This is a genomic window from Enterobacter cloacae complex sp. HYC042_NIDB (genome assembly GCF_056673315.1).
Genome location: NZ_CP109650.1, coordinates 1,253,666 through 1,278,263 on the forward strand (window position 1 = coordinate 1,253,666; position 24,598 = coordinate 1,278,263).

26 protein-coding genes are annotated in these 24,598 nt (G+C 55.6%); 12 read left to right on the forward strand and 14 right to left on the reverse strand.

The annotated features are described in order from the left end of the window. The first annotated feature begins 11 nt into the window (after positions 1-11). The 5 genes from yajC to OKF39_RS05930 all read left to right on the forward strand — a co-directional run bounded on the left by yajC (position 12) and on the right by OKF39_RS05930 (position 4,404). A complete protein-coding gene (yajC, locus tag OKF39_RS05910; protein WP_479983576.1) occupies positions 12-344 on the forward strand; it encodes a preprotein translocase subunit YajC in 333 nt (110 codons plus the stop codon). A 27-nt stretch (positions 345-371) separates the two neighbouring features. Continuing rightward, the gene (secD, locus tag OKF39_RS05915) at positions 372-2,219 is read left to right on the forward strand and encodes a protein translocase subunit SecD (RefSeq protein ID WP_479983577.1); all 1,848 of its coding nucleotides are present in this window, start codon (positions 372-374) and stop codon (positions 2,217-2,219) included. Between the two features lie 10 nt (positions 2,220-2,229). Beyond that, the gene (gene secF / locus OKF39_RS05920; protein ID WP_047367602.1) at positions 2,230-3,201 is read left to right on the forward strand and encodes a protein translocase subunit SecF; all 972 of its coding nucleotides are present in this window, start codon (positions 2,230-2,232) and stop codon (positions 3,199-3,201) included. A gap of 142 nt (positions 3,202-3,343) precedes the next feature. Beyond that, entirely contained in the window at positions 3,344-3,709 is a 366-nt protein-coding gene (locus OKF39_RS05925) for a VOC family protein (RefSeq protein ID WP_045259891.1), read from the forward strand. 14 nt (positions 3,710-3,723) lie between these two features. After that, the gene (locus OKF39_RS05930) at positions 3,724-4,404 is read left to right on the forward strand and encodes a helix-turn-helix transcriptional regulator (RefSeq protein WP_028012145.1); all 681 of its coding nucleotides are present in this window, start codon (positions 3,724-3,726) and stop codon (positions 4,402-4,404) included. 118 nt (positions 4,405-4,522) lie between these two features. On the opposite strand, the gene OKF39_RS05935 is transcribed toward OKF39_RS05930, so the two are convergent. Further along, the gene (locus OKF39_RS05935) at positions 4,523-5,407 is read right to left on the reverse strand and encodes a nucleoside-specific channel-forming protein Tsx (protein ID WP_028012146.1); all 885 of its coding nucleotides are present in this window, start codon (positions 5,405-5,407) and stop codon (positions 4,523-4,525) included. 270 nt (positions 5,408-5,677) lie between these two features. Then, complete coding sequence (locus OKF39_RS05940; protein WP_028012147.1) at positions 5,678-6,217, reverse strand: SadB/YajI family lipoprotein; 540 nt, start codon at positions 6,215-6,217, stop codon at positions 5,678-5,680. Positions 6,218-6,369: 152 nt separating this feature from the next. Between OKF39_RS05940 and nrdR the strand changes: the two genes are divergently transcribed. The 5 genes from nrdR (at position 6,370) to thiL (ending at position 9,975) form a co-directional block, all read left to right on the forward strand. Further along, positions 6,370-6,819 carry a transcriptional regulator NrdR gene (gene nrdR / locus OKF39_RS05945; RefSeq protein ID WP_008503337.1) on the forward strand — a complete coding sequence of 150 codons (450 nt, stop codon included), beginning with the start codon at positions 6,370-6,372 and terminating at the stop codon, positions 6,817-6,819. Between the two features lie 4 nt (positions 6,820-6,823). Beyond that, the gene (ribD, locus tag OKF39_RS05950) at positions 6,824-7,927 is read left to right on the forward strand and encodes a bifunctional diaminohydroxyphosphoribosylaminopyrimidine deaminase/5-amino-6-(5-phosphoribosylamino)uracil reductase RibD (RefSeq protein WP_047367603.1); all 1,104 of its coding nucleotides are present in this window, start codon (positions 6,824-6,826) and stop codon (positions 7,925-7,927) included. A gap of 87 nt (positions 7,928-8,014) precedes the next feature. After that, positions 8,015-8,485, forward strand: a complete 471-nt coding sequence (ribH, locus tag OKF39_RS05955; protein ID WP_006176874.1) for a 6,7-dimethyl-8-ribityllumazine synthase — start codon at positions 8,015-8,017, stop codon at positions 8,483-8,485. 21 nt (positions 8,486-8,506) lie between these two features. After that, complete coding sequence (gene nusB, locus OKF39_RS05960) at positions 8,507-8,926, forward strand: transcription antitermination factor NusB (RefSeq protein WP_006809908.1); 420 nt, start codon at positions 8,507-8,509, stop codon at positions 8,924-8,926. Between the two features lie 77 nt (positions 8,927-9,003). Continuing rightward, positions 9,004-9,975, forward strand: a complete 972-nt coding sequence (gene thiL, locus OKF39_RS05965) for a thiamine-phosphate kinase (RefSeq protein ID WP_041911088.1) — start codon at positions 9,004-9,006, stop codon at positions 9,973-9,975. Between the two features lie 49 nt (positions 9,976-10,024). Here the strand turns inward: thiL and OKF39_RS05970 are convergent, their stop codons facing one another. From OKF39_RS05970 to xseB, 4 genes are all read right to left on the reverse strand, one after another. Continuing rightward, complete coding sequence (locus tag OKF39_RS05970) at positions 10,025-10,999, reverse strand: aldo/keto reductase (protein ID WP_028012150.1); 975 nt, start codon at positions 10,997-10,999, stop codon at positions 10,025-10,027. A gap of 62 nt (positions 11,000-11,061) precedes the next feature. After that, positions 11,062-12,924, reverse strand: a complete 1,863-nt coding sequence (gene dxs, locus OKF39_RS05975; RefSeq protein ID WP_047367605.1) for a 1-deoxy-D-xylulose-5-phosphate synthase — start codon at positions 12,922-12,924, stop codon at positions 11,062-11,064. 24 nt (positions 12,925-12,948) lie between these two features. After that, positions 12,949-13,848 carry a (2E,6E)-farnesyl diphosphate synthase gene (gene ispA, locus OKF39_RS05980; protein ID WP_028012152.1) on the reverse strand — a complete coding sequence of 300 codons (900 nt, stop codon included), beginning with the start codon at positions 13,846-13,848 and terminating at the stop codon, positions 12,949-12,951. Further along, positions 13,849-14,091 carry an exodeoxyribonuclease VII small subunit gene (xseB, locus tag OKF39_RS05985; RefSeq protein WP_003859094.1) on the reverse strand — a complete coding sequence of 81 codons (243 nt, stop codon included), beginning with the start codon at positions 14,089-14,091 and terminating at the stop codon, positions 13,849-13,851. Positions 14,092-14,269: 178 nt separating this feature from the next. Between xseB and thiI the strand changes: the two genes are divergently transcribed. Then, the gene (thiI, locus tag OKF39_RS05990; RefSeq protein WP_479983578.1) at positions 14,270-15,718 is read left to right on the forward strand and encodes a tRNA uracil 4-sulfurtransferase ThiI; all 1,449 of its coding nucleotides are present in this window, start codon (positions 14,270-14,272) and stop codon (positions 15,716-15,718) included. Between the two features lie 87 nt (positions 15,719-15,805). Here thiI and yajL read toward each other — a convergent pair whose 3' ends face one another. Next, positions 15,806-16,399, reverse strand: a complete 594-nt coding sequence (yajL, locus tag OKF39_RS05995; RefSeq protein ID WP_045259897.1) for a protein deglycase YajL — start codon at positions 16,397-16,399, stop codon at positions 15,806-15,808. Then, complete coding sequence (gene panE / locus OKF39_RS06000) at positions 16,362-17,273, reverse strand: 2-dehydropantoate 2-reductase (protein WP_324662815.1); 912 nt, start codon at positions 17,271-17,273, stop codon at positions 16,362-16,364. The genes yajL and panE overlap by 38 nt, the downstream gene beginning before the upstream one ends. A gap of 121 nt (positions 17,274-17,394) precedes the next feature. Here panE and OKF39_RS06005 point away from each other — a divergent pair, with 121 nt between their 5' ends. Beyond that, entirely contained in the window at positions 17,395-17,886 is a 492-nt protein-coding gene (locus tag OKF39_RS06005) for a YajQ family cyclic di-GMP-binding protein (RefSeq protein WP_023293165.1), read from the forward strand. A 31-nt stretch (positions 17,887-17,917) separates the two neighbouring features. Here OKF39_RS06005 and OKF39_RS06010 read toward each other — a convergent pair whose 3' ends face one another. The 6 genes from OKF39_RS06010 to cyoA form a co-directional block, all read right to left on the reverse strand. Then, complete coding sequence (locus OKF39_RS06010) at positions 17,918-19,279, reverse strand: MFS transporter (RefSeq protein ID WP_248214896.1); 1,362 nt, start codon at positions 19,277-19,279, stop codon at positions 17,918-17,920. Between the two features lie 148 nt (positions 19,280-19,427). Continuing rightward, positions 19,428-20,315: a heme o synthase gene (gene cyoE / locus OKF39_RS06015; protein WP_003859062.1), complete on the reverse strand. Its 888-nt coding sequence runs from the start codon at positions 20,313-20,315 to the stop codon at positions 19,428-19,430. 11 nt (positions 20,316-20,326) lie between these two features. After that, positions 20,327-20,653 carry a cytochrome o ubiquinol oxidase subunit IV gene (locus tag OKF39_RS06020; protein WP_006176899.1) on the reverse strand — a complete coding sequence of 109 codons (327 nt, stop codon included), beginning with the start codon at positions 20,651-20,653 and terminating at the stop codon, positions 20,327-20,329. Continuing rightward, the gene (locus tag OKF39_RS06025) at positions 20,653-21,267 is read right to left on the reverse strand and encodes a cytochrome o ubiquinol oxidase subunit III (RefSeq protein WP_003859057.1); all 615 of its coding nucleotides are present in this window, start codon (positions 21,265-21,267) and stop codon (positions 20,653-20,655) included. Before OKF39_RS06025 ends, OKF39_RS06020 begins: the two co-directional genes overlap by 1 nt. Continuing rightward, positions 21,257-23,248 carry a cytochrome o ubiquinol oxidase subunit I gene (cyoB, locus tag OKF39_RS06030; protein WP_028012157.1) on the reverse strand — a complete coding sequence of 664 codons (1,992 nt, stop codon included), beginning with the start codon at positions 23,246-23,248 and terminating at the stop codon, positions 21,257-21,259. Before cyoB ends, OKF39_RS06025 begins: the two co-directional genes overlap by 11 nt. 16 nt (positions 23,249-23,264) lie before the next feature. Then, on the reverse strand, positions 23,265-24,212 hold the full coding sequence (gene cyoA, locus OKF39_RS06035; protein WP_008503322.1) for a cytochrome o ubiquinol oxidase subunit II: 948 nt from the start codon (positions 24,210-24,212) through the stop codon (positions 23,265-23,267). Positions 24,213-24,598 lie beyond the last annotated feature (386 nt).

Sequence of the window (24,598 nt, forward strand, 5' to 3'; positions counted from 1 at the left end):
AGGGAATTTGAATGATCTTTTTTATTTCTGATGCGGTAGCGGCAACAGGTGCTCCGGCGCAGGGCAGCCCGATGTCTCTGATCCTGATGCTGGTTGTGTTCGGTCTGATCTTCTACTTCATGATCCTGCGCCCACAGCAGAAGCGTACCAAAGAGCACAAAAAGCTGATGGACTCCATCGCGAAAGGCGATGAAGTGCTGACCAACGGTGGTCTGGTCGGCCGCGTAACCAAAGTGGCTGAAAGCGGCTACATTGCTATCGCCCTGAACGACACCACTGAAGTGGTTATCAAACGTGACTTCGTAGCTGCCGTTCTGCCGAAAGGCACCATGAAGGCGCTGTAATCCCAACTTTTCCCAAAGGGAACTGCCGTGTTAAACCGTTATCCTTTGTGGAAGTACATCATGCTGGTCGTCGTGATTATCGTCGGCCTGCTGTACGCGCTTCCCAACCTGTATGGTGAGGATCCGGCCGTTCAAATCACTGGCGCGCGCGGTGTCGCCGCCAGTGAGCAAACGCTGATCCAGGTCCAGAAAACGTTACAAGAAGAAAAAATTACCGCTAAGTCTGTGGCTCTGGAAGAGGGTGCAATTCTTGCTCGCTTCGACACCACCGACACGCAGCTCCGCGCTCGCGAAGCGCTGATGGGCGTGCTGGGTGACAAATATGTCGTGGCGCTTAACCTTGCTCCTGCAACCCCTCGCTGGCTGGCTGCGCTGAACGCAGAGCCAATGAAGCTGGGTCTTGACCTGCGTGGCGGCGTTCACTTCCTGATGGAAGTGGATATGGATACCGCGCTCGGCAAGCTGCAGGAACAGAATATCGACAGCCTGCGCAGCGATCTGCGCAACAAAGGCATCCCATACACTACCGTGCGTAAAGAAGATAACTACGGCATGAGCATCACGTTCCGCGACAGCGCGGCGCGCGATCAGGCTGTAGATTACCTGACCCAACGTCACCGTGACCTGGTGATCACCTCTCAGGGCAGCAACCAGCTGCGCGCGGTGATGACCGATGCGCGTCTGAAAGAAGCGCGTGAATATGCCGTTCAGCAGAACATCAACATTCTGCGTAACCGTGTAAACCAGCTGGGCGTGGCTGAGCCGCTGGTACAGCGTCAGGGTGCTGACCGTATCGTGGTTGAACTGCCGGGTATCCAGGATACCGCGCGTGCGAAAGAGATCCTCGGTGCGACCGCGACGCTGGAATTCCGTCTGGTGAACTCCAATGTCGATCAGTCTGCCGCGGCGTCTGGCCGTATTCCGGGTGACTCCGAAGTGAAACAGACCCGTGAAGGTCAGCCGGTTGTGCTGTACAAGCGCGTGATCCTGACCGGTGACCACATCACCGACTCCACTTCAAGCCAGGATGAGTACAACCAGCCGCAGGTTAACATCTCGCTGGATAGCGCGGGTGGTAACATCATGTCTAACTTCACCAAGGACAACATCGGCAAACCGATGGCGACCCTGTTCGTGGAGTACAAAGACAGCGGTAAGAAAGATGCAAACGGCCGTGCGGTGCTGGTGAAAGAGGAAGAGGTGATTAACATCGCCAACATCCAGTCTCGTCTGGGTAACAGCTTCCGTATTACCGGTATTAGTAACCCGAACGAAGCGCGTCAGCTCTCGCTGCTGCTGCGTGCCGGTGCGCTGATTGCGCCAATTCAGATTGTTGAAGAACGTACCATTGGTCCAACTCTGGGTATGCAAAACATCCAGCAGGGTCTGGAAGCGTGTCTGGCCGGTCTGGCGGTCTCTATCCTCTTCATGATCTTCTTCTATAAGAAGTTCGGTCTGATTGCGACCTCCGCGCTGATCGCAAACCTGGTGCTGATCATCGGCATTATGTCCCTGCTGCCGGGGGCGACGCTGACCATGCCGGGGATTGCGGGTATCGTTCTGACCCTTGCGGTGGCGGTCGACGCCAACGTACTGATTAACGAACGTATCAAAGAAGAGTTGAGCAACGGTCGCTCTGTCCAGCAGGCGATTGACGAAGGTTATAAAGGCGCGTTCAGCTCTATCTTCGATGCGAACGTAACAACACTGATCAAGGTTCTTATCCTGTATGCAGTGGGTACTGGCGCGATCAAAGGCTTTGCGATTACCACCGGTATCGGTGTCGCAACGTCAATGTTTACCGCTATTGTCGGCACCCGTGCCATCGTGAACCTGCTGTACGGCGGCAAGCGCGTCAAAAAGCTGTCTATCTGAGGAGTGCGTTGTGGCACAGGAATATACTGTTGAACAATTGAACCATGGCCGTAAAGTCTGGGACTTTATGCGCTGGGACTACTGGGCCTTCGGCATTTCAGGTTTACTGCTGATTTTGTCCATCGTCATTATGGGCGTGAAGGGCTTTAACTGGGGTCTCGATTTCACCGGTGGTACGGTCATCGAGATCTCCCTGGAAAAACCGGTCGATATGGACCAGATGCGCGAATCGCTGCAGAAAGCGGGCTTTGAAGAGCCGCTGCTGCAGAACTTCGGCAGCAGCCGCGACATCATGGTGCGTATGCCGCCGGTGCACGATGCCAACGGCAGCCAGGAGCTGGGTAGCAAGGTCGTACAGGTCATTAACGAGACCACCAGCCAGAGCGCGGCGGTCAAGCGTATTGAGTTCGTCGGCCCGAGCGTGGGTGCGGACCTGGCGCAAACCGGCGCCATGGCGCTGCTGGTGGCGCTGATCTCCATCCTGGTGTACGTCGGTTTCCGCTTCGAGTGGCGACTGGCGGCCGGTGTGGTTATCGCCCTGGCGCACGACGTGGTGATCACCATGGGCATACTGTCTCTGTTCCACATTGAGATTGACCTGACCATCGTGGCATCCCTGATGTCCGTAATCGGTTACTCACTGAACGACAGTATCGTGGTATCTGACCGTATCCGTGAAAACTTCCGTAAGATCCGTCGCGGCACGCCGTACGAAATCTTTAACGTGTCGTTGACCCAGACGCTGCATCGTACCTTGATCACCTCTGGTACTACCCTGATGGTGATCCTGATGCTGTTCCTCTTCGGTGGCCCGGTGCTGGAAGGCTTCTCGCTGACCATGCTGATCGGTGTCTCCATCGGTACGGCGTCGTCTATTTACGTGGCGTCCGCTCTGGCACTGAAACTTGGCATGAAGCGTGAGCACCTGCTCCAGCAGAAGGTTGAGAAAGAAGGGGCGGATCAGCCGTCCATTCTGCCGTAAGGCGACGTTTAGCGCGTTATCTGAATCCCGGTCTGTTGACCGGGATTTTTTTTATCTGCTCCTGACAAACACTCCTGACAGTATGCTGTCAGGAGCCCTGCCGTAGACTCCTTCTGAACCCAAACAACAGGCAGGAGGATGTATGAAAAGCGTAATTAACTGGTTTGAAATTCCGGTTTCGGATATGGATCGTGCCATCAAATTTTATGAGCCGGTGATGCAGCTCGCGCTGCGTCGCGAGAAAATGGACATTGCCGAGCTGGCGGTTTTCCCGCATGAGGATCCCGCCACCGGAGGAGCGCTGGCAAAATTTGACGGCGTTACGCCCTCTTTGCAGGGCGCTATTATTTACCTGCATACTGACAATCTGGCGGCCACGCTCGATCGCATCGCCTCTGCGGGCGGCGAGTGCGTGTTTGGCCCGCTGGAGCTGCCGCATGGTATCGGCACTATCGCACTGTTTACCGACAGCGAGGGTAACCGCGTCGGCCTTCATCAACCTGCCTGAGAGCGAATGACGTTATGACCCGACGCGCTGACCGTTTGTTTCAGATTGTGCAGATCCTGCGGGGCAGGCGTCTGACAACGGCAGCGCATCTGGCGGACCGGCTTGGCGTGTCCGAGCGCACGGTCTACCGCGATATCCGCGACCTGTCGCTTTCCGGCGTGCCGGTGGAAGGCGAGGCGGGAAGCGGATATCGGCTGATGTCGGGTTTTGACCTGCCGCCGCTGATGCTGACAAATAAGGAATCCGAAGCGCTGATGGTCGCGATTCGCCTGCTCAAAACCTGGGGAGGTGAATCGCTGTCGCGCGAGCTGGAGTCGGCCCAGGAGAAGGTGCTGGCTATTCTGCCCGAGGAGAGCCGCAGAAAGGCGGAGCAGACGCGGATCTACGCCCCGGATTTTTGCATGCAAAGCCACTCCCGCAGCGATTTTGACATGATTCACCAGGCGATTTCCGCTCAGCGCGTATTGGCGCTGCATTATCGTGATGAAGCCGGGCTACTCTCAAAACGTGAGGTACAGCCGCTGGGGTTATTCTTCTGGGGGGAGCGCTGGCTGCTGGCGGCATGGTGTGAACGGCGCGATGACTACCGCTGTTTCCGGCTCGACCGGTGTCTCAATGTTGTAATGACGGAGAGGCGGTTCAGTGAGAGTGCGGACAGGTCTTTGGCGGATTTTTTGCGCAAGGTGAAGCAGTAAAAAGCCGGGTGGCGAGGTAAAAGCAAAACGGCAACGATGTTGCCGTTTTTTGTGTTTGCACCCTCTCCCATGGGAGAGGGAAGGGGTGAGGGCACCAGCCCGCACAATCCCGCACGGATTAGAAGTTGTAACCCACGACCAGGTAACCACCCCAGCCGGTAGAGCGGACGCTAAAGTCGCCGTTACCGAAGTTCAGGCTCGCATCGTCGTTCCACTGGCCACCGTTGTGCCAGTAACGCGCAACAACAGAGTAGTGCCAGTGATCGTAGTTCAGCGCCAGGATGTGGCTGGAGGCGATGGAATCGTTGGTACGCGCTTTCTTGCCGTTCAGGTCACGGAAATCGTCGTCGCCCAGGTCTGAGCCCCAGTCAAAGTTAGTGAAACCGATGTAGCTCAGATTACCGCCCCACAGCTGGGTAATTGGCACGAAGTATTTCACTTTGAAACGGTAGCCGTCCCACTCGTTTTCATTCGCTGCGCCGTAGTTCTGCCACTGGTATTTTGCATACACGTTCAGGGATAGGCTCATTGGCAGGCCGGTGTCAATGTCAGTACCCAGACCCATATACCAGGTGCTCTGACGACCGGACTTATTGCGGCCCATGTCGTAGATGTAGTTGTTCGCGAAGTACCACTCTTTGAACGGACCAAACGCCAGGCTGGTACCGGTCAGTTTGTCGATGGAGAAGCGCGGTTCAATCTCCATGAACAGTGGGGAACCGTGGTTCCAGATACCTTTCGCATCGGTGTTACCACCGAAGAACACAGGCGCATCCATATAGCCGTAGAAATCAAACCAGTCTTTCTTGGCGAACGCTTCATATTCCAGGTAGGTATCGTTGCGGATCTGCGGTCCGAAACGGGTGTGGTAGCTGCCTACCACGTTAACGCTCTGGTGCCACCAGTCGGAGAGGTATTGTGGTTTCTCGTTTTCCGCTGCGTTAACAGTGAAAGAGGAGGACAGTGCCAGAACTGCACCGGCTGCGAGTAATGTTTTTTTCATAATCATGCCACTGATTGAAATTCCCTTCCGGGAGTGAAAAATGCGCGAATTGCGTTTCTAAATATTTCGTGTTTCTGCGGTGCCTATTATAGGAATCCCTGCTCACAAAAATATGTGTTGTTTCACATATCTCTCACACGCGTAATCGATTGCGTTCACGTTTGCGTACTTTAAACGGCCGGGATTGTAGCGGCAATCATTTCTGTTGCCAATCCATACGAAATGTAAATGTTAGCGGAGTGACATTTCACTCCGCTCAAAAGGAAGGGATTACTGCGCGGCAGGTTGGATGTCGTGAATGCGGATAAAGCCTAACTGCTCAGGCGTAAGTCCGCTTAGCTGAAGTGGAATATCCACATCGCTGGGCGCTAACACGCTGGCCGGAGCGGTGAACAGCTGGTTCTTCACGTTCACCTCCTGGTAGCTCTCCGTGGTGCCCTGGATCTGGCCCCACTCTACGGTGCCGCTGAAGGCGGGCAGCGGATCGTTGGACTCACCGTGAATACGTAATGTTGCGCGCGTACCATCCGCATTCGCCGCCACATTCACCAGAGACATCTTCAGCGTGCCAATCTGGCTATTAAGCAGGGCAGGCGTATTCGCTCCTGGCAGCAGATATACTCCGCTGGTGGATTTAGCGTTCAGCGCGTTTTGCTGGGTGATCTTCACCGTTTCTTTGTTCAGTTTGTCCATCGCCGTGTTGAGCGTATTCACGCTTTGTTTCATCTGGCGGACTTCGGTTTGCTGTGCACAGGCACTAAGGGTGAAGAGGCTCCCCACCAGTAAAATTTTCAGGTAACGTCTTGTCATAGCGTTTATTCCTTGAAATGACGGATCCCCATAATGGTAGCCAGCAACGTACCGCCGGACATAGATCCTTTGTCTCAAAAAAGCTCCTCCTTTGTTGTCAGGCCAGATCAGGGTAAAATGAAAATCAGTTAACCAGATAACAGGGATACCGTATGCATTGCCCATTCTGCTCCGCTGTGGATACCAAAGTCATCGACTCTCGCCTTGTGGGCGAAGGGTCTTCTGTGCGCCGTCGTCGGCAGTGTCTGGTGTGCAACGAGCGTTTCACGACCTTTGAGGTTGCAGAGCTGGTAATGCCGCGCGTGGTAAAAAGTAACGACGTGCGCGAGCCGTTTAACGAAGAGAAACTGCGCAGCGGAATGCTGAAGGCCCTCGAAAAACGGCCCGTCAGCGCGGATGATGTCGAAATGGCGTTAAACCACATTAAATCTTACCTGCGTGGCCTGGGCGAGCGTGAAGTGCCGAGCAAAATGATCGGCAACCTGGTGATGGAGCAGCTGAAAAAGCTCGATAAGGTCGCCTATATCCGCTTCGCCTCTGTCTACCGCAGTTTCGAAGATATCAAAGAGTTTGGCGAAGAGATCGCCCGCTTACAGGATTAAGCCCATGCAGGATGAGAAGTACATGGCGCGAGCCATGAAGCTGGCGCAGCGCGGTCGTTTTACCACCCATCCTAACCCCAACGTCGGGTGCGTTATCGTGAAAGATGGCGAGATCGTGGGGGAAGGGTTTCACTATCGCGCAGGCGAGCCGCATGCTGAAGTGCATGCCCTGCGTATGGCGGGGGAGAAAGCGCGAGGCGCGACGGCCTACGTGACGCTGGAGCCCTGCAGCCACCACGGGCGCACGCCGCCGTGCTGTGAAGCGCTGATTGCGGCAGGGATTTCGCGCGTGGTCGCCGCTATGCAGGATCCTAACCCGCAGGTGGCGGGCCGCGGCTTGTATCGTCTGCAACAGGAAGGGATCGACGTCAGCCACGGCCTGATGATGAAAGATGCGGAAGCCATCAACAAAGGCTTCCTGAAGCGCATGCGCACCGGTTTTCCGTATATCCAGCTTAAGCTGGGCGCCTCGCTGGACGGCCGTACGGCAATGGCGAACGGTGAAAGCCAGTGGATCACCTCGCCGCAGGCAAGGCGCGATGTGCAACGTCTGCGCGCGCAAAGCCATGCTATCCTCACCAGCAGTGAAACCGTTCTGGCTGACGATCCGGCCATGACCGTGCGCTGGGATGAGCTGAATGCCGATACCCAGGCGCTTTATCCGCAGGAGAACCTGCGCCAGCCGCTGCGTATTATTATTGATAGCCAGAACCGCGTGACCCCGGCGCACCGCATCGTGCATCAGCCGGGTGAAACCTGGATTGCGCGCACCAAAGAAGATACGCGCGAATGGCCGGAAGGCGTGCGCAGCATTATGGTGCCGGAGCATAACGGACATCTGGATCTCGTGGTGCTGATGATGTTGCTCGGCAAGCAGCAGGTGAACAGCATCTGGGTCGAAGCCGGTCCGACGCTCGCCGGCGCGCTGCTCCAGGCGGGGCTGGTGGATGAACTGCTCGTCTACGTTGCGCCTAAACTGTTAGGTCATGATGCGCGCGGCCTGTTTGTGCTGCCTGGCCTTGAAAAACTGGCCGACGCACCGCAACTCACATTCAGCGAGATTCGTCCGGTGGGTCCGGATGTCTGCCTCCATTTAACGACAGCGTAATTGCTCCCGAAATAGGGAAGCAGTGCGCAAAGTATTATGATAAAATCCGCCCCCCTGCGGGGCCAAATGAACCCGTAAAGGAAGAGTATGAACATTATTGAAGCTGCTGTAGCTACCCCGGACGCTCGCGTCGCCATCACCATTGCGCGTTTCAACAACTTCATCAACGATAGCCTGCTGGAAGGTGCGATTGACGCCCTGAAACGTATCGGCCAGGTTAAAGATGACAACATTACCGTTGTTTGGGTTCCAGGCGCTTATGAACTGCCACTGGCGGCGGGCGCGCTGGCGAAAACCGGTAAATACGACGCGGTGATTGCGCTGGGTACCGTTATTCGTGGCGGCACTGCGCACTTCGAATACGTTGCGGGCGGTGCAAGCAACGGTCTGGCACACGTTGCGCAGGATGCTGAAATTCCTGTCGCGTTCGGCGTGCTGACCACCGAAAGTATTGAACAAGCCATCGAACGTGCTGGCACCAAAGCCGGTAACAAAGGTGCAGAAGCTGCACTGACCGCGCTTGAAATGATCAATGTATTGAAAGCCATTAAGGCCTGATTTTTTTGTAAGGGGAATTCCGTGAAACCTGCTGCTCGTCGCCGCGCCCGTGAATGTGCCGTCCAGGCACTTTACTCCTGGCAGTTGTCCCAGAACGACATCGCTGATGTTGAATACCAGTTCCTGTCAGAACAGGACGTGAAAGACGTTGACGTTCTGTACTTCCGTGAACTGCTGTCGGGAGTGGCGACTAATAGCGCGTATCTCGATGGCCTGATGAAGCCATACCTGTCCCGTCTGCTCGAAGAGCTGGGTCAGGTGGAAAAAGCAGTGTTGCGTATCGCGCTGTTTGAGCTGTCTAAACGTGATGATGTGCCGTACAAAGTGGCCATCAACGAAGCGATCGAACTGGCGAAAACCTTCGGCGCTGAAGACAGCCACAAGTTCGTTAACGGCGTACTTGATAAAGCCGCACCTGCGATCCGTCCCCACAAAAAGTGATCCGCAAACCGGAGTTCTGCATTGCCTGACGGGCAGTGCGGCTCCGGTTTTTTCTTTTATTTGCTGAGGCATAACGTATGGCATGCGGCGAATTCTCCCTGATTGCCCGTTATTTCGACCGTGTCAGAACCTCTCGTCTTGATGTTGAAACCGGCATTGGCGATGACTGTGCACTTCTCAATATTCCTGAAAAGCAGACGCTGGCAATCAGCACCGACACCTTAGTGTGCGGACGTCATTTCTTACCGGATATCGATCCTGCCGATCTGGCGTATAAAGCGCTGGCGGTCAACGTCAGCGATCTGGCGGCAATGGGCGCCGATCCGGCCTGGCTGACGCTGGCCCTGACGCTGCCGGAGGTGGATGAAGCCTGGCTTGAAGCGTTCAGCGATGCGCTGTTTGAACAGCTGAACTACTACGATATGCAGCTGATTGGCGGCGATACGACTGCCGGGCCGCTGTCGATGACGCTGGCGATCCACGGCTATGTGCCGCTCGGTCGCGCGCTGAAGCGCTCGGGCGCTAAACCGGGCGACTGGATCTACGTGACCGGTACGCCGGGAGACAGCGCGGCAGGGCTGGCGATCCTTCAGGATCGCTTAAACGTGAAGGACGCTGACGATGCGGCGTATCTGGTGAAGCGCCATCTGCGCCCGACACCGCGTATTCTGCACGGTCAGGCGCTGCGCGAGCGGGCCAGTTCGGCTATCGATCTCTCTGACGGTCTCATCTCGGACCTCGGACATATCCTGAAGGCCAGCGGGGTGGGCGCGCGCGTTGACCTGGATCTGTTCCCGCTGTCGGAGCAACTGCTTCGCCATGTGGAGCCTGAGCAGGCGCTGCGCTGGGCGCTCTCCGGTGGGGAAGACTACGAGCTGTGCTTCACGGTGCCAGAGCTGAACCGTGGAACGCTGGACGTGGCATTGGCCCATCTTGGCGCAAAGTTTACCTGCATCGGTCAGATCATGCCGGAGAGTGAAGGGCTGAAGTTTGTGAAAGACGGTGCGCCCGTTACGCTGGACTGGAAAGGGTACGATCACTTCGGGTAAGTTTGTGCGCTCAGCATTGCCGGGTAAGCACACGCCACCCGGCAAGTGTTTACTTAAACCCAACCACCGGATGCTGCTGATACGGCGTCTCCAGCTCGGCAACCTGCTCCGGCGTCAGCGATAAATCCACCGCGCTTAACAACTCGTCCAGCTGTTCTTCCCGCGATGTACCAATAATCGGTGCGGCGACACCCCGCTTGCCCAGCAGCCACGCCAGCGCCACCTGCGCGCGCGTTGCGCCGATATCGTCGGCGATCCCGGCTAAACGTTCGGCAATCAGCGCATCGCTGGCTTCGGTACCGGAATAAAGATTTTTACCCACTTCATCTGATACCAGCCGCGCCGTGGTTTCTCCCCACGGACGGGTTAAGCGTCCGCGCGCCAGCGGGCTCCACGGGATCACCGCCACGCCTTCCTGGTAGCAGAGCGGCAGCATCTCGCGTTCTTCTTCCCGGTAAATCAGGTTGTAGTGATCCTGCATGGTGACAAAGCGTGCCCAGCCGTGCTGCGCCTGGAGATCGAGCGCCTGAGCAAATTGAGATGCGTGCATTGACGACGCGCCGATATAGCGCGCTTTACCCGCTTTCACGACATCGTTCAGCGCTTCAAGGGTTTCTTCAATCGGCGTGTTGTAATCCCAGCGGTGAATTTGCAGCAGGTCGACGTAATCCATGTTCAGGCGTCTGAGGCTGTCATCAATGGAGCGCAGGATCTGCGCGCGAGAGAGGCCTTCAGCCAGATCGCCTGACGGGTAATACACCTTGGTGGCGACCACTATCTCATCCCGACGGGCAAAATCACGCAGAGCGCGGCCTACAATCTCTTCGCTGCTGCCGTCAGAGTAGCTGTTGGCGGTATCGAAGAAGTTGATGCCGCCGTCTATGGCGCGCTTGATGATAGGGCGGCTGCTCTCTTCCGGCAGCGTCCAGGCGTGATTTCCCCGGTCAGGCTCGCCAAAGGTCATGCAGCCCAGGCAAAGCCGGGACACCCTGAGGTCCGTTTTTCCTAATGTCGTGTATTGCATGGTTCCGCTCCTGCTGTTTAAACAATACGTTTAAGCATAGCAGGAGCAGAAAAGGGGAGGGATCAGGCCAGCCAGCTGCGGATTCTGGCTTCGATACCGGCGGCGTCCAGGCCGATATCGGCACGCGCCTCGTCCTGAGTGCCTTGCGGGATGAAGTGGTCCGGCAGGCCGAGGTTCAGCACCGGAACCAATTTACGGTTCGCCATCAGTACCTCGTTAACGCCGCTACCCGCGCCACCCATGATGGCGTTCTCTTCCAGCGTGACCAGCACGTCGTGGCTTTCCGCCATGCTCAGAATCAGAGACTCATCGAGCGGCTTCACAAAGCGCATATCCACCAGCGTCGCGTTCAGGGTTTCAGCGACTTTTGCCGCTTCCGGCATCAGCGTACCAAAGTTCAGGATCGCCACTTTTTCGCCGCGACGTTTCACCAGACCTTTACCGATCTCCAGTTTTTCCAGCGGCTGTAGTTCAACGCCAAGGGCATTGCCGCGTGGATAACGTACCGCGCAGGGGCCGTCCTGATAGTGGTAGCCGGTATACAGCATCTGACGACACTCGTTTTCGTCGCTTGGCGTCATGATGACCATGTCCGGGATGCAGCGCAGGAAGGAGAGGTCAAACGCCCCCTGGTGCGTCTGGCCGTCGGCCCCCACGATGCCCGCGCGATCGATAGCAAACAGCACCGGCAGCTTCTGGATGGCAACGTCATGGATCACCTGGTCGTAGGCGCGCTGCAGGAAGGTGGAATAAATCGCCACCACCGGCTTGTAGCCGCCAATCGCCAGCCCTGCCGCAAAGGTGACCGCGTGCTGCTCGGCAATGGCGACGTCGAAATACTGGTCCGGGTATTTTTTGGAGAACTCGACCATGCCGGAGCCTTCACGCATGGCAGGCGTGACCGCCATCAGCTTGTTATCTTTTGCCGCCGTTTCGCACAGCCAGTCGCCAAAGATTTTTGAGTAGCTTGGCATTCCGCCGCTGCTTTTCGGCAGGCAGCCGCTGGTATGGTCGAACTTTGGCACCGCGTGGAAGGTGATCGGATCTTTCTCCGCCGGTTCGTAGCCACGCCCTTTTTTGGTCATGATATGCAGGAACTGCGGGCCTTTCAGATCGCGCATGTTTTTAAGCGTGGTCACCAGACCCAGCACATCGTGCCCGTCCACCGGGCCGATATAGTTAAAGCCCAGCTCTTCGAACAGCGTGCCCGGCACGACCATGCCTTTGATGTGTTCTTCGGTACGCTTGAGCAGCTCTTTGATCGGCGGCACGCCGGAGAAAACTTTTTTCCCGCCTTCCCGCAGGGAGGAGTAAAGCTTGCCGGAAAGCAGCTGCGCCAGATGGTTGTTCAGCGCGCCGACGTTCTCGGAGATCGACATTTCGTTATCGTTGAGGATAACCAGCATGTCCGGCTTGATATCGCCCGCGTGGTTCATGGCTTCAAAAGCCATCCCGGCGGTGATGGCCCCGTCGCCAATCACGCAGACGGTGCGGCGCTGCTTGTTCTCTTTCTCGGCAGCAACGGCAATACCGATGCCCGCGGAAATGGAGGTCGATGAGTGGCCGACGCTCAGCACGTCATACTCGCTCTCACCGCGCCACGGGAACGGGTGCAGGCCGCCTTTCTGACGAATGGTGCCAATTTTATCGCGACGTCCGGTCAGAATTTTGTGCGGATAAGCCTGGTGGCCCACGTCCCAGATAAGCTGATCGAACGGCGTGTTATAGACGTAATGCAACGCCACGGTCAGCTCAACCGTGCCAAGCCCGGAGGCGAAGTGGCCGCTGGAGCGGCTAACGCTGTCGAGCAGGTAACGACGCAGCTCGTCACACAGCTTCGGCAGACTCTCTTTCGGCAACAGACGTAACTCCTGGGTGGAGTCAACTAACGCCAGTGTCGGGTATTTGGCAATATCAAAACTCATCAAAGGCTCATCGAGATATATAGTTTATTTATCACGCTGGATTATATAGTCCGCTAGCGCTTCCAGTGCCGAGGTATCCAGCGATTGCGCGGCCAGCTCATTCAGCGACTGGCGGGCATCGTCAATCAGATCCCGGGCTTTACGTTGGGCTTGCTCAAGACCCAGCAGGGCGGGATAGGTACTTTTGCCAAGCTGCTGATCCGCACCCTGACGTTTACCCAATGTTGCAGTATCGCCCACCACATCCAGAATGTCATCCTGAACCTGGAATGCCAGACCGATACTTTCTGCGTATCTGTCCAGAATCGGCAGGGCTTTGCGCCCTTGCTCACCCGCGCTCAGCGCGCCCAGGCGAACGGCGGAACGAATAAGCGCGCCCGTCTTATGGCGATGAATACGCTCCAGCTGTTCCAGATTAACCTGACGTCCTTCCGCTTCAAGATCCAGCGCCTGACCGCCGCACATGCCGGCCACGCCGCTGGCCATTGCCAGTTCGGAGATCATCGCCAGGCGGTCGCGGTCGGCCACTTCCGCCATCGGCGCATCGCTCAGAATCGAGAACGCCAGGGTTTGCAGAGCATCGCCCGCCAGAATGGCATTCGCCTCGCCAAACTTAATGTGGCAGGTTGGCTGACCCCGGCGCAGATCGTCGTCGTCCATCGCCGGGAGATCGTCGTGGATCAGCGAGTAGGCATGGATGCACTCCACGGCGGCAGCCGGGGCGTCCAGCGTATTATCGCTGATGCCAAACATGTTGCCCGTGGCATACACCAGGAACGGACGCAGGCGTTTTCCCCCTAAGAGTGCGCCATAGTGCATGGCTTCAACCAGTGGAGTGTTCTGAAAAGGCTGCGGCTCAATAAAACGGCGTAGGGCGTCGTTGGCGCGAACGACGCGCGCCTGAAGCGCGTTGGTAAAATCCATTTACTCGGCGTCCGGTGTGAATGGCGTGGTTTTAGCGTCTTCGCTGTCGGAAAGCAGGATCTGCACACGCTGCTCGGCCTGCTGGAGTTTTACCTGCCCCTGGCGCGCAAGCTGCACACCGCGCTCAAATTCGTTGAGGGCGTCTTCCAGCGGTAAATCGCCGCTCTCGAGGCGGGTAACAATCTGCTCAAGCTCACTCAGCGCAGTTTCAAAACTGGCCGGTGCGTCGTTCTTCTTCGGCATAGTGAATTAACTCTTATATTCTTCGCCCCAACATGGTAACGGACTCGGGGCAATTATCAAATAACGCGAGTGGCGCGATGGTGGTATACTTGCGCGCCTGGATGCAGCCACGGGTGTGGGCTGCTGTATCATTTTCCACTACAAGCCTTTATAAGCTTGCCTAAGAAACATTGCCGCCATGAAGTTTATCATTAAATTGTTCCCTGAAATCACCATCAAAAGCCAATCTGTGCGTTTGCGCTTTATTAAAATTCTCACCGGGAACATTCGTAACGTATTAAAACACTACGACGAAACGCTCGCCGTGGTGCGTCACTGGGACCACGTTGAAGTCCGCGCGAAAGACGAAAGCAAACGCCTTGATATTCGCGACGCGCTGACCCGTATTCCAGGTATTCACCATATTCTGGAAGTGGAAGACGTTCCGTTCAGCGATATGCACGATATCTTCGAAAAGGCGCTGGTACAGTACCGCGATCAGATCGAAGGCAAAACCTTCTGCGTGCGCGTGAAGCGTCGCGGTAAGCACGAGTTCAGCTCGATTGAAGTCGAGCGCTACGTTGGCGGCGGTCTGAACCAGCACGTTGAGACGGCGCGCGTGCGCCTGACTAACCCGGACGTCACCGTTAACCTTGAGATCGAGAACGATCGTCTGCTGCTGGTTAAGGGCCGTTATGAAGGTATTGGCGGTTTCCCGATCGGCACGCAGGAAGATGTGCTGTCGCTGATCTCGGGCGGCTTCGACTCCGGCGTCTCCAGCTACATGCTGATGCGTCGCGGCTGCCGCGTGCACTACTGCTTCTTCAACCTGGGCGGCGCGGCGCATGAAATTGGCGTTCGTCAGGTGGCGCATTACCTGTGGAACCGCTTCGGCAGCTCCCACCGCGTGCGTTTTGTGGCGATCAACCTTGAGCCGGTAGTGGGCGAAATCCTTGAAAAAGTGGATGACGGCCAGATGGGCGTGATCCTCAAACGTATGATGGTTCGCGCGGCGTCCAAAGTCGCCGAACGTTACGGCGTGCAGGCGCTGGTCACCGGCGAAGCGCTGGGCCAGGTCTCCAGCCAGACGCTGACTAACCTGCGTCTGATCGACAACGTATCAGATACGCTGATCCTGCGTCCGCTGATCTCCCACGATAAAGAGCACATCATCGACCTGGCGCGCGAAATCGGCACCGAAGACTTTGCCCGCACCATGCCGGAATACTGCGGCGTGATCTCAAAAAGCCCGACCGTCAAGGCAGTGAAGGCGAAGATCGAAGCGGAAGAAGAGAACTTCGATTTCAGCATCCTGGAAAGAGTGGTGGCAGAAGCGTCCAACATCGACATCCGCGAGATTGCCCAGCAGACCGAGCAGGAAGTGGTTGAAGTGGAAACCGTGAGCGGTTTCGGTGCGAACGATGCGATTCTTGATATCCGCTCCATTGACGAGCAGGATGACAAGCCGCTCCAGGTGGAAGGCGTAGAGGTGGTTTCTCTGCCGTTCTACAAGCTGAGCACTAAGTTTGGCGACCTCGATCAGAGCAAAACGTATCTGCTGTGGTGTGAGCGCGGGGTGATGAGCCGCCTGCAGGCGCTGTACCTGCGCGAGCAGGGATTCGCGAATGTGAAGGTGTATCGTCCGTAGCGTGCGGCCTGGTGCCCTCACATTAAAAACGGCAACCAAAGGTTGCCGTTTTGCTTTTACCTCTCGCCACCCGGCTTTTTTTATGCACTACTCTTCATAGTAATTATAAATCCCCGCCGGCATCACCAGCGACGACGCCACTTCGTAGGCCTTCTCCCGCCCGACCAGCAGATCAATAATCTTTAAGCCAAAATCAATCGCGGTGCCGGGGCCCTGGCTGGTCAGCAGGTTGACGCGCGGATCCCAGACGACGCGTTTATCCACCCAATGCTCTTCCGGGATCGTATCCTTAAGCCCCGGGAAGCCGGTCATATTGCCGATAGGGAAGATATCGTGCGGAATCAGAACCGTTCCAGCGGCGGCACAGATTGCCGCGACGATACGACCCGACAGATGAAACTGACGCACGGTTTCAACCAACAGCGGGCTGTCGCGGAAACATTCCGCGCCTTTTAAGCCGCCGGGTAGGACGATGATGTCGTAATCGCCGTCAGCAACCTGGACAAGCGGTGCGTCTGCCAGGATTTTCACCCCTCGTGAACAGGTGATTGCCAGATTGCCGTCGCTGGCTACGCTGGCGGTTGTTACCTTAATGCCGCCACGTACCAGTAAATCAATGGTGGTGACCGCTTCCATCTCTTCGCTACCAGGGGCGAGGCAAATCAGTGCCGACGCGCTCATATTCACTCTCCTTACGTTTAACTAGGTCATACAGACGGGCGTTTTCCGGCACGGCGATGCCGTGTGAGCGGGCGCGCTTTAGCAGATAGCCGGTAATGTAATCTATCTCCGTATGGCGTAATGCCCGAACGTCCTGCAGCATCGAGGAGATGTTATCAGCCGTACTCTCAATAACCTGCTCGACATAACAGCGTAAATCCTCTGCTGAGGTGTGCAGGCCTTCTCGCTCAATGACCGACGCGACTTCTGCACACAGGGACGCCACCTCCTGCGGATGGTTTTTCAGCTCCCCGTTCGGGCAGTTCCACAGCGCCGTCAGCGGATTGATCACGCAGTTTACGGCCAGCTTGCGCCACAGCTGAGGGCGGATGTTGTTGTGCCAGGCGACGTCCGGCAAGACCTTTTGCAGAACATCGGCCAGATAGCTGTAGTCGCCATCCTGTGTTCTGGCCGGGCCGATGTGCGTCACGCCGCTGGCGACATGCACGATAATAGTCCCGTCGCGACGCGCAGCGTGGGTGGTGGTCGCCATTAGCAGAGGCTGCGGGACGCTTTTCAGCTCATCAAGGGTTCCCATACCGTTATGCAGCAGCAGAATGGGGGACGTGGAGGGGAGCTGCGCGGCCAGAGTCTTAACCGCATCTGAGACCTGCCACGCCTTGAGCGTCACCAGCAACAGGTCGCTTTGCGCCAGGAAATCAGGATCGTTCGCGGTGAGGGATTCGTTAAAAATGCTTCCGTCTTCACCAATCAGGTTGACACTGCAATAGGGCTGGGGCACGCGCAGCCAGCCCTGAACCTCATGTCCGTGCTTGCACAGCGCGGTCAGCCACAGCTGGCCGAGCGCTCCGCATCCGAGCACCGTAATTTTCATTGTTCCTCCTCACCTGCAACTGCGCCAGGTGTTACAGCTTAATTATACAGCTAAGCTTCTGTTGAGTTATGCCTCGTAGCGGGTATTATTCAACGCAACAAAAGTGAAGGGAGAAGAAAAGATGCCATCTTTCGATATTGTTTCCGAAGTTGATATCCAGGAAGTTCGCAACGGCGTTGAGAACGCAACCCGCGAAGTTGAGTCACGTTTCGATTTTCGCGGCGTTGAGGCGTCGTTTGAGCTGAACGACGCAAATAAGACTATTAAGGTGCTGAGCGAGTCTGATTTCCAGGTGAATCAGCTGCTCGACATTCTGCGCGCCAAGCTGTTAAAACGTGGCATCGAAGGAACGTCTCTGGACGTGCCGGACGAGTTTGTCCACAGCGGTAAGAACTGGTTTGTAGAAGCCAAACTGAAGCAGGGCATCGAGAGCGCGGTGCAGAAGAAGATCGTTAAGCTTATCAAAGACAGCAAGCTGAAGGTGCAGGCGCAGATCCAGGGCGAAGAAATTCGCGTAACCGGAAAATCTCGCGACGACCTGCAGTCCGTGATGGCGCTGGTGCGCGGTGGGGATTTGGGACAGCCGTTCCAGTTTAAAAACTTCCGCGATTAAGACAAAAAAGCCCGGTTCAACCGGGCTTTTTTCACGCTCTAAGCGCCTGCTCCACCTCAAAGCGGTTCGTCACTTTGCTGTCAATTTTGACATAAGCGCTGCGCTCTTCGGGAACAATCAGCACCTCTGTGACCCCTTCTTTTCCTTCCAGACGCTGCTTCAGCGCGTCGCTAATCTCCACGTCATCCGGGATTTCTACCCGCAGGCTGCTCACGTAGCGTGGCTCTTTCATGGTGCTGGCGACCAGCAGCCAGACTGTTGCCAGCAGCGCGCCCGCGAGAAACACGGTTTGTGAATCAAACAGGCCGTCGACCCAGCCGCCAAGCGAGCCGCCGATTGCCACGCCGAGGAACTGGCTGGTGGAGTAAATGCCCATCGCGGTGCCTTTGTATCCTGCCGGAGACTCTTTGCTGATCAGCGACGGCAGCAGCGCTTCCATCAGATTAAACGCCAGGAAGAAGAGCTGCACGCCTGCGATCAGCTCCCAGAAGTGCGGGCCGGCACCCCAGAGCACAATCTCGGCAATCAGCAGTAACGCCACGCAGCCCACGAAGACGCGCTTCATTTTGCGCTTCACTTCGGCGTAGATGATGAACGGCACGACAGAGACAAACGAAATCAGCATCGTGACCAGATAAATTTTCCAGTGCTCTGCCGCCGGGAAACCTGCTGCGGCAAGCTGGCCGGGCAGGGCGACGAAGGTGGACATCAGCAGAATATGCAGGCACATAATGCCGAAGTTAAGTTTTAGCAGACGCGGCTCGGCGATGACTTTGCTAAAGCAGCCTTTAACCATCCCGGATTCACGGTTAAGGACATGATTTTTACTGTCTGGCACAACCCACAGGGTGAGTGCGATCCCGATAGTCGCCAGCACCGCAATCATCCAGAACAGGGCGTGCAGACCCAGTTTGTGCGTAATGATGGGACCGAGCACCATCGCAATCGCAAACGTCACGCCAAAGCTCACGCCGATGAACGCCATCGCTTTGGTACGGTTTTGCTCGCGTGTCAGGTCAGAAAGCAGCGCCATCACCGCGGCGGCAATCGCCCCGGACCCTTGCAGGGCGCGGCCAAGAATAATGCCCCAGATGGAGTGGGAGAGGGCGGCAATAACGCTCCCGAGCACAAAGACCAGCAGCCCGCCGACAATCAGCGGCTTGCGGCCCACCCGATCAGAGAGCAGGCCAAAGGGGATCTGGAAAATTGCCTGCGCCAGGCCGTAGATACCGATCGCCAGACCAATCAGCGCTTCGCTGGCACCCTGTAACGCCATGCCGTACGTGGTCAGAACGGGCAGGACCATAAACATGCCAAGCATCCGCAGCGAGAAAACAGTCCCTAAACCCCAGGTCGCACGCAGCTCGCCCGGCGTCATTTTATAATCGTTCATTACCACCTCAGTTCAAAAGCAGGCCATAGTGTAGTGCGGGGAAGGGGCGGGGTAAATAAAGGCTTATTTAACAAATATTACATGCGTAATTAATAGATTTCGTAAATAAAAAAGGGTGCCGAAGCACCCTTTTCATCATCACATAAACTTACCAGACGTAAGTCAGCAGGTTTTGCGAGTCCGGCACCATGAAGTCTACGGACATCATCACGGACAGGGAGGTGATGGCGACAATCGAGAACACAAACAGCTTGCGTGCCCAGACTTTGTCATCTTCCACCTTGTAGCCGCGCAGGGCCATGCCGAGCCACCAGACGCTCACCGCGGCCGCTACCACCAGATATTTATATCCGGCGTAACCGCCCAGAGAAAGCATCAGCGTTGCCACGGCAAAAGCGATGATGTACAGCGTGATGTGGTTCTTGGCAACTGAAATGCCCTTCACGACCGGCAGAACCGGAATGTTCGCCGCCTGATAATCCTTGAAGCGGAAAATCGCGATGGCATAGGAGTGCGGCATCTGCCACAGGCTAAAGATAGCCAGCAGGATGAGCGCACCGCTGTCGAACTCGTTCGTGACGGCGCAGTAGCCAATCACCGGCGGCGCAGCGCCGGAGAGAGAACCAATCAGCGTGCCGTAGACGGAGTGACGCTTCATATACAGGCTGTAGACGCCTACATACACCACGAACCCCATCACCCCCAGCCAGCAGGCCAGCGGGTTAGCACCAAACCACAGCAGCATAAAGCCAGCAATACCCAGCAAGGTGGCGTACACCAGCGAGACGGAAGGGGCAATCAGGCCTTTAACCAGCACCCGATTCTTGGTCCTTTCCATCTTCTTGTCGATATCCATGTCGATGTAGTTGTTAAATACACAACCGGACGCAACCACCAGTGACACACCGACCAGCGTGTAAATAAAGAGGGTGTAATCAATGCTGCCTTTAGAGGCCAGCAGGAACCCTCCGATTACGGAGATCAGGTTGCCAAAGATGATGCCTGGTTTCGTGACTTGCAGGTATTGCTTAAACATACTCGCCGCTCTTAGTGAACCATCATATTGTAGTTGAGGTTCCACATAATCCAGATGGAACCGACTACCAGGATAGCGATGATAATCACGGTAAAGATAAAGGCAGTCATATTCCAGCCTTCATCGGACTTGGTGTTCATGTGCAGGAAGCAAACCAGATGCACCAGAATCTGAATCACCGCGGTCACCAGGATTGCTCCCAGGATAACCGGCTTGGACGCAGAACCGCTCATCACCATCCAGAACGGGATCACCGTCAGGATGATCGACAGGATGAAACCTGTCATGTAGGTTTTTACGCTGCCGTGGGAAGCGCCATGATCGTTAGAATGACTCATTACATCGCCCCCATCAGATAGACAACAGAGAACACGCAGATCCATACCACGTCCAGGAAGTGCCAGAACAGGCTCAGGCACATGATACGGGTACGGTTAGTGCTGGTCAGGCCGCGGCGGGAGATCTGGAACATCAGTACTGCCATCCAGATCAGACCCGAGGTCACGTGCAGACCGTGGGTACCCACCAGCGCGAAGAACGCGGACAGGAAGCCACTGCGATCCGGTCCGAAGCCTTCCATAATCAGGTGGTGGAATTCATAGATTTCCATCCCGATAAAGCCAGCACCAAACAGCCAGGTCAACGCCAGCCAGGAGACAACCTGGCTCTTGTTGTTTTTGTACATGGCGATAGCCGCCATGCCGTAGGTGATGGAGCTGAATAACAGCAGTGCGGTTTCAACCAGAACGAACGGCAGTTCAAAAATGTCCTTGCCGGTCGGGCCGCCCGCTGTGCCGTTCACCAGAACGGCATAGGTCGCGAACAGACAGCAGAACAGAATGCAGTCGCTCATCAGGTAGATCCAGAAACCGAAGACTTTGGTCGGTCCTGTATCATGGTGCGCATGTTCATGCGCGTGGGCAGTTGAGTGCGCCAGAGTATCAGTTGCCATTTTTCAGCCCCGCTTTAGAAATCTCGTCGAAATGCTGATTTTCCAGCTTTTCAACTTCACGGACTGGTACGTAGTAGTCCACGTCCTCGTCAAAGCTCTTCACAATCCAGCTGATTACGATGCCAGCGAAGCCAACAATCGCCATCCACCAGATGTGCCAGATCATTGCGAAACCAAATACCGTTGCGAAAGCGGCAATCACGATGCCCGCAGCGCTGTTTTTCGGCATATGGATCTCTTCGTAATGCTCAGGTTGCTTGTACGCTTCACCTTTTTCTTTCATTTCCCAGAATGCGTCACGCTCGTGAATGTGCGGCACTACGGCAAAGTTATAGAACGGTGGTGGAGAAGAGGTTGCCCACTCCAGCGTACGGCCACCCCATGGGTCACCGGTCAGGTCGCGGTTCAGGTTACGGTCGCGGATGGACACGTAGTACTGAATCAGCTGGCACAGAATACCGCAGGCAATCAGCGCTGCACCGCCCGCTGCAACCATCAGCATTGGGTGGAACTGCGGATCGATCTGCTGGCTCAGACGACGGGTCATACCCATGAAGCCCAGCACGTACAGCGGCATAAACGCCACGAAGAAGCCAATGATCCAGAACCAGAACGCGCGTTTACCCCAGGTTTCGTTCAGCGTGAAGCCAAACGCCTTAGGCCACCAGTAAGTCACACCTGCGAAGCAGCCGAAGACCACGCCGCCGATGATAACGTTATGGAAGTGCGCAATCAGGAACAGGCTGTTGTGCAGAACGAAGTCAGCACCTGGCACCGCCAGCAGTACGCCGGTCATCCCACCTACGGAGAAGGTCACGATGAAGCCGATGGTCCACAGCATTGCTGAGTGGAACACGATACGGCCCTGGTACATGGTGAACAGCCAGTTGAAGATCTTCACCCCGGTAGGGATGGCGATAATCATGGTGGTGATACCGAAGAAGGCGTTTACGTTCGCGCCCGCACCCATGGTAAAGAAGTGGTGCAGCCAAACGATGAACGACAGAACGGTAATACACACGGTTGCCCACACCAGAGAGGTGTAACCAAACAGACGCTTACGCGAGAAGGTTGCCGCGATTTCGGAGAACACACCGAAGACAGGCAGAACCAGAATGTACACTTCCGGGTGACCCCAGGCCCAAATCAGGTTGATGTACATCATCATGTTGCCACCCATATCATTCGTGAAGAAATGGGTGCCCAGGTAGCGGTCCAGGGTCAGCAGCGCGATGGTGACGGTCAGAATTGGGAACGACGCGATAATCAGTACGTTGGCGCACAGAGATGCCCAGGTAAATACTGGCATCTTGAACATCGTCATACCTGGTGCACGCATCTTCAGGATGGTCACGAAGAAGTTGATACCGGTCAGGGTGGTACCGACACCGGAGAGCTGAAGCGCCCAAATCCAGTAGTCAACGCCTACACCCGGACTGTACTCAATTCCCGAAAGTGGTGGGTAAGCCAGCCAGCCGGTCTGTGCAAATTCGCCCACGCCCAGTGACAGGTTAACCAGGATAACGCCGACAACCGTGAACCAGAAGCTCAGGTTGTTCAGGAACGGGAACGCTACGTCGCGCGCGCCAATCTGCAGCGGAACGACAACGTTCATCAGACCGATTACCAGCGGCATCGCCACGAAGAAGATCATGATAACGCCGTGGGCGGTAAAGATCTGATCGTAGTGGTGCGGTGGCAGGAAGCCGGCTTCGCCCGCAGACGCGAGTGCCTGCTGGCTACGCATCATGATTGCATCCGCAAAGCCACGAATTAACATGACGATACCGACGATGCAGTACATGATACCGAGTTTTTTGTGGTCAACCGAAGTCAGCCACTCATTCCACAGGTAGCTCCACTTACCGAAGTAAGTGATCAGGCCAACTAAGGCCGCGCCACCAATGATAATTGCAGCCACCGTAACCATGATAATCGGTTCATGGTAGGGCACTGCATCCAGTGTCAATTTTCCGAACATTTTCTTCCTCGGCCCCTTAGTGAGCGGTTTCCGCGTGGCTCATGTCCATGCCTTCCATACCTTCGTGCGCGCTGTGCTCGCCTTCTGGCTGGGTCATGTCCATGCTCTTGCCGTGATCCATAAATTTGCCAATAACATCTTTGAACAAATCTGGTTTCACGTTAGAGAAGTACTCCACCTTGTTGTATTCGCTAGGTGCAGCCACTTTTTCGAACGCCGCCATGTCAGACATGGTGTTTGGAGACTGCTTCGCTTTTTCAACCCACTGGTCGAAAGCGGCACGGTCCGGCGTCGCAATAGCTTTGAACTTCATACCTGAGAAGCCCGGGCCGCTATAGCTGGCGGAGATACCATCGTAGGTGCCTGCTTCATTCGCGATCAGATGCAGGTTCGTCTGCATACCGGCCATCGCGTAAATCTGGCTACCCAGACGCGGGATGAAGAAGGAGTTCATTACGGAGTTGGAGGTCACTTTGAACTGAACCGGAGTGTTCGCCGGGAAGGCGATTTCATTCACGGTAGCAATGCCCTGCTCTGGATAGATGAAGAACCATTTCCAGTCCATGGAGACCACTTCAATGGTAATAGGTTTTTCATCGTGAACCAGCGGCTTGCTTGGCTCAAGTGCGTGAGTGGTTTTCCAGGTCAGTACGGCAAGGAACAGGATGATCAGGATAGGTACCGTCCAGACCACAGCTTCAACTTTGTTGGAGTGTGACCAGTTCGGGCTATACTTCGCATCTTTATTGCTCGCACGATACTTCCAGGCGAAACCAACAGCCATCAAAATGGCAGGAATAACCACAATCAACATCAGGCCAAAAGCCGTCAATATCAGTGAACGTTGTTCCAGTCCAATCTGTCCTTTGGGGTCTAGTAGTGCAGAATCACAGCCACTGAGTAATACAGTACCTGCGAATAATGACAACCATCCCAAACTTTTATTGTATTTCCTGAGTCTCATTTAACGACCTCAATTCCACGGGAGTCTGGTGGCGTTTAAAGTGTGCGGGCATTTTACGGGAAGGTTACATTACTGTAAACATCATTAGGCCTGTGTCAGGAAGGTGTTACCGGGTTCTGCCGCACGTGTCACAAGTGTTGCAGATTATGTCGGTTTTTATGACCGAAGCCGCATGATATGGGCTTTATAACGAAAGGACCCCCAAGCATACCCTAAAAGGGGCAATTGGTATAACCATTGTTAAAAATATACAAAAAATTAACAATTAATTATCAATAAAAAGACATCTAAAAAACGAAAAATCAAACTTTCCAATGCTGAATCGTTTAATGAAAAATAGCGTTTTGGGATTGGCTCCAATAATTTCCAAATCCTATCCCGCACAA